The 6,049-nt window shown below is 64.7% G+C and carries 2 protein-coding genes; both read left to right on the top strand.

Translation table 11 applies throughout. The features are described from left to right. On the top strand, positions 1-4,111 hold a 4,111-nt coding region (locus ACEW8G_RS09140; protein WP_373488117.1), incomplete at its 5' end, for an NAD-glutamate dehydrogenase domain-containing protein. Between the two features lie 74 nt (positions 4,112-4,185). After that, on the top strand, positions 4,186-6,049 hold a 1,864-nt coding region (locus ACEW8G_RS09145; RefSeq protein ID WP_373488118.1), incomplete at its 3' end, for a hypothetical protein.

A 6,049-nucleotide genomic window follows, 5' to 3' on the forward strand; every position in this document is an offset into this window, starting at 1 on the left:
TGGCGAGGCGGCGGCACTGCTGCGCTGGTTTGTTGACCGCAACCTGACCCAGCTGGCGCACCTGCGCTACAACCGCGACGGCAACAAGCTGTCACCGCTCGGCCTTGCGCGCGTCGGTAACAAGCAGCTGCTCGCGCCGCAATCGTTCGAGCGCGCGTTTGCGTGGTTTGAAAGCGGCAAGCCCGCGCCGCTGATCATCAAGTCGAACGTCATCTGCACGGTGCATCGCCGCACCCCGCTTGACCTGATCATCGTGCCGGTGTGGGAGGATGGCGGTGTTGCCGCGCTGTCGGTTCACGGCGCGATCTGGACCAGCGCCGCGCTGGCTGCGGCACCAGAGCGCGTGCCGTTGCTGCGCGCGCACCTTAAACTGCTGATCGACAAATACGGGTTTTCGACCAGCGGCCATGCCGGCAAGGCGCTGGCGCATGCATTGACGACGCTGCCGCACGATCTGCTGATCGCCTTCAGCCTCGACAATCTTGAGCGGGTCGCGCTGACCGCGATGTCGCTCGCCGATCGGCCGCGTTCGAAAGTCGTTACTGTCCAGTCATCGCTCAAACGCCATCTGTTCGCCTTTGCGTGGCTGCCCCGCGACGAGGTTTCAACCGAGCGGCGGAAGGCGATTGAAAGGATGCTGACCGCCGCATCGGGCGGCAAGGTGTTGAGCTGGTCGCTGTCGCTGGAGGACAGCGAGGTCGCCATGCTGCGCTTTGTGTTCGATGTGCGCGATGGCAGCGACGTGAAAATCAACGATGCCGATCTGGATGCCACGCTGCGCGCGATGATCCGTGGTTGGGAGCCTTCGGTGGAGGAGGCGTTGATTGATCTGGGCGAAGACAGCCGCGCCGCTGCACTGGCTGCGCGCTATGCACCGCGCTTCCCCGCCGCATTTCGCAGCAGCTCGGGCGCACGCGAGGCCGCGCTCGACATTATGCGGCTGCGCGATCTGGATGCCGAGGGCGCGCGCGCGGCGCGTCTGTATCGTGACGCGGACGATGCACCGCAGCACCTGCGGCTCAAACTCTACAGCGGCACCAACGCGATACCGTTGTCTGAAACCGTGCCGGTGCTGGAAAACTTTGGCTTTGATGTGCTTGAGGAAATGCCCACCCCGCTGGGCGACAAAGACTTTGGCCATATCCATGATTTTCTGCTCAAAATCCGGGGCAATGGTGATGCCGACGCGCTGGTTGCGCGCGCCGATGGCATCGAAACGGCGATTGCCGGGACGCTGACGGGCAAGGCAGAGGACGATCCGTTTAACCGCTTGATCGCCAGCACCGGGCTTGAACAGCGCGCAGTGATCTGGCTGCGCGGCTGGTTCCGCTACCTGCGTCAGGCGAGCCTGCCCTATGGCATCGGCACCGTGGTCGATGCGCTGCACGATGCGCCCGATGTGACGCGCGCTTTGGTCGCCTTGTTCGCTGCGCGGCACGATCCGGCGTTCACCGACGACCGTGAAGCTGCGACGCGCGAACTGCTCGCCGCGATCAATACCGGGCTCACCCAGGTGTCGGCGATCGATGACGACCGGCTGCTGCGCATGTTCCGCTCGCTGATCATGGCAGTGTTGCGCACCAATGCCTTCTCTCCGGCGGCGGCGCTGGCGCTGGCGATCAAGATCGACAGCAGCAAGGTGCCCGGCCTGCCCGCGCCTTTGCCCTGGCGCGAGATGTTCGTCTATTCGCCCGCCGTCGAAGGCATCCACCTGCGCGCAGGGCCGGTGGCGCGCGGGGGCCTGCGCTGGTCAGACCGGCGCGATGATTTCCGTACCGAGGTGCTTGGCCTGATGAAGGCACAGCGCGTCAAGAACGCGGTGATCGTGCCAACTGGGGCGAAAGGCGGGTTTTTCCCCAAGCAGCTGCCCGACGCATCGACCGACCGTGAAGGCTGGCTGGCGGGCGGCAAGGAGGCTTACAAGACCTTCATCCGCACATTGCTGTCGGTCACCGACAACATCGTCGATGGCAAGGTCGTGCACCCGGCGGACGTGGTCGTGCACGATGGCGAGGACCCGTATTTCGTCGTCGCCGCCGACAAGGGTACCGCGACCTTCTCTGACACCGCCAATGGCATCGCTGCCGAGTTCAACTTCTGGCTGGGCGATGCATTCGCATCGGGCGGCAGCCAAGGCTATGACCACAAGGCGATGGGCATCACTGCCAAGGGCGGCTGGGTCTCGGTGCAGCGCCATTTCGCCGAAATGGGTGTCGATGTGCAGTCCGATGCGGTGCGTGTTGTCGGCTGCGGCGATATGTCGGGCGATGTGTTCGGCAACGGCATGCTGCTGTCCAGGTCGATCAAGCTGGTCGCCGCGTTTGACCACCGCCATATATTCCTCGACCCCGACCCCGACCCGGCGGCAAGCTGGGCCGAGCGCGCGCGGCTGTTCGCCCTGCCGCGTTCGAGCTGGGACGATTATGACAAGGCGCTGATCTCAACAGGCGGCGGCGTGTTTGCGCGCTCGCTCAAATCAATCCCGCTCAGCGCCGAGGTCAAGGCCGTGCTGGGGATTGAGGGCGACGAGATCGAGCCTGCAGCGCTCATTTCCGCAATTCTGCGCGCGCCGGTTGACCTGCTGTGGTTTGGCGGCATCGGCACCTATCTGAAGGCCGCATCGGAGAACAACATCGATGTCGGCGACCCGTCGAACGACGGGCTGCGCATCAATGCCGAGGCGCTGCGCTGCAAAGTGATCGGCGAAGGTGCCAACCTTGGCGTGACCCAGGCCGCGCGGATCGCCTATTCGATGCAGGGCGGGCGGATCAACACGGACTTTATTGACAACTCGGCGGGCGTCGATTGTTCGGACAACGAGGTCAACATCAAGATCGGTCTCGATGCGGTGATGCGTTCGGGCGCGCTCGACGGTGCAGCGCGCAATGCCCTGCTCGCGGCAATGACAGACGATGTCTCGACGCTGGTGCTGGAAGACAACCGGCTGCAGGCGCTGGGGCTTTCCATCGCCGAGCGTGGCGGCGTGGCTGCGCTGCCCTCATATCTGCGGCTGATCGAGCGGTTCGAGGAACAGGGCCGGCTCAATCGCGCCGTCGAAGGTCTGGCTGACAATGCGACGCTCACGCGCCGCGCGCAGGAGGGCGTGGGATTGACCCGGCCCGAGCTTGCGGTGTTGCTGTCCACCGCCAAGCTGACGCTGCAGGATGCCATCGAGCGCCTGCCCTTTGCCGATGACCCGACGATGCGGCCCGAGCTGCTCGCCGCCTTCCCGCCGCAGCTGCGCGAGGCCTATGGCGATGTGCTGGTCCAGCACCAGCTGCGCGGTGAGATCATCGCCACCAAGCTTGCCAACCGCATGGTCAACCGGCTGGGGCTGATCCACCCGTTTGAGCTGGCCGAGGAGGAGGGCTGCTCGCTCGCCGATGTCGCCGCCGCATTCATCGCCACCGAGCGGCTGTTTGCGCTGCCCGCGATATGGGCCGATTTTGACCACGCGCCGATGGACGAGCAGGTGCGGCTGATGCTGTTTGATGCCACCGCGCGCACCGTGCGCATCCACATCGCCGATGTGCTGCGCGCGACCAGCGACGGGCAACTGCCCGGCAGCATGGTCGCCGCGCTGGAAACTGGCGTGCAGACGCTGATCTCGCGCATGGACGAGCTGCTTAATGCAGAGGCAAAGCTGCAAGCCGCGCGGCAGGCGCGCGATCTGGTCGCGGCGGGCGCCGACGCGTGCCTTGCCAACCATGTCGTGCGGTTGACAGGGCTCGATGGCGCGGCGGGGCTGGCGCATCTTGCCACCACCAGCGGCATCGATCCGCTGGCGCTGACCCAGGCGTTCGCTGATCTGGGCGCGACGCTCGGGCTCGACTGGACACAGCTGACCGCGACGCGCATGTCACCGTCCGACCCGTGGGAGCGGCTGCTGGTCTCGGGCCTTGCGCGCGATTTCCAGCAGATGCGGCTCGATTTTCTGCGCCGCGCCGATGGCAGCGACCCGCAGGCGTTCGTGACGCAATGGACCGAGGCCAACCTGCCGCGCATCAAGCAGTTCAACACCCTCGTTGCCCGCGCCCGGCTGGAAGCAGTGCCCAGCGTGCCAATGCTCGCCCAGATCGCCAGCCAGGCGCGCATCTTGCTCGCGCGTTAGGCCCGCGCGGTTGGCAAGTCGGTGCCATCATGTTAACCCTCCAGCCGGGGTCGCAGCCTGCTGGAAGGTTCGCAATGCGCGCGCTCGCCCTGACTGCCGTTCGCCATATCCTATTGCTGACCGCCTGCCTTGCAACGCCGGTCCTTTTGCCGCAGCCGGTCTCGGCACAGACGGCGGACATACCTCCTGAGTGGATCGGGACAGACCCCGCTGACGAAGCCTCGCCGCTGTCCAACAAAGCGCTGATTGAAGCCGCGCTCGCCATCACAAGACTGCCCGCCGACGAGCGGACGGACCCTGCGATTTCGCTGATCGACAGGCTGGCCTACCGGCTGACGCTCAAAAACCCTGCGGACATGGCCAACAACATGACGCTTAACTATCGTGCAAAAACCGCGATTTTCGTCCAGCATCCCAAATATTATCCAGTCATATTGGCGGCAACGGACAGCAAGATTGCGCAAGCGGTCGCGAGCAGGAACGGTATCGCCGAGCTGTATTTTACCGAACTGCAATCGCGCGCAGCGCCAGACCGGGATCGCCTGGGTTATGCCCGCAAAGTGCATCGCCGGGCGGCAGAGCTTGGCCTGCTGGAATCGTTGCAGGCAAGCCAGGCCCGGTCAACGATCTCGCAATATGCACGGTCCTACAACGAGGACGGGCGTTATGAGGAATCGGGCATCGCCATGGCCGACACCCTGGCAGAGCTCGACACGGCCAATGTTGCTAATATCGGCGAGACTTTTCTGCGCGTGCTCGGTGAGACGCTGGTGCTGAATGGGAAGTTCGATCAGGCTGCGGGTATCTTTGCCAAACTGCTGACCCATTTGCAATCCGCCGACCTCGACGAGAAAAAGAGGGAGGAAGCGATCTGGCTGACCCACAATCAGCATTCCTATTTTCTGAACATCGTGGGAGGCTTCGCGCAGGCCGAAGCCCCGGGGCGCATCGCCGCGCAGATGGCCGAGGAACTGTTCGGCTTGAGCCATATCTACACGCAGAAATCGCGCTACAACTTCGCCGCGTCGCTGCTTGGCCAGGGCAAGGCAACCGAGGCTTTGCCCTATTTTGAAGAGGCCCTGCCGCTACAGCTGGTGTCGGAGAAGCAATTGGGCAGCGGCAGCGACAGGACCGACACGATCATCCTGTTGACGACGCTGGCACGAGCGCGGGCGCTGGTCGCGGGGAACGAGCCAGCCGCGCTCGACGCCGCGAAAGAAGCTGCCGACCGATTGCGCAAGCAACGCATCGCGCAGCAGGGGAGCGGCGCGGTTGCCAACAAGCCCACATCCGGCGCTGCGGCGCTGGCGAAGGCGATGGCGCGCGGTGACCGGCGCGATCCGCTGTCGCCCGCGTTCGATATGGTGCTGTTTCCCGGATGGGCCGCGCGCGACAGCCATGGAGATGCGCTTGGCGAGGCATTCAAGGCCGCGCAAGAGCTGGTGCTCAGCGATGCCGGTGAAGCGATCAGCCAGGCCGCAGCGCGTGATCTGGCCGGGGACGGACCGCTGGGCACGGTGGTGCGTCAACGGCAGGATGCCGCCAACGCCATTGCCGCGACCACCGCGCTCTATCGCCGTGAAACGCTGAAGAGCGACAGCACGATCATCGCCGAGCTTGGCGCTGAGCTTGAGGCGCTGTCGGAGCAGCTTGCTGTGCTCGACGCGCAGCTCGCGCGCGATTTCCCTGAATATGCCCAGCTGATTCTGCCCAATGCGGTTGATCTCGCCAAGGCGCAGGCGACTTTAAGCAAGGACGAGGCGTTGCTGTTTCTGCTGCCCTCGGAGGGCCATCACTATGTGTTCGCGTTGACGGACAAGCGCGCGCAGTGGCACCGGATGGACAACGGCGCTGTCGAGGTCGCTGCGCTGGTCGGGCGGCTGAAATGTCGGCTCGATGAGGTCACCTGCAATGCCGACGAGCTGTTCGCGGTGATGC

The sequence above is a fragment of the Blastomonas sp. genome, assembly GCF_041747255.1.
In the GTDB taxonomy this organism is placed as follows: domain Bacteria; phylum Pseudomonadota; class Alphaproteobacteria; order Sphingomonadales; family Sphingomonadaceae; genus Blastomonas.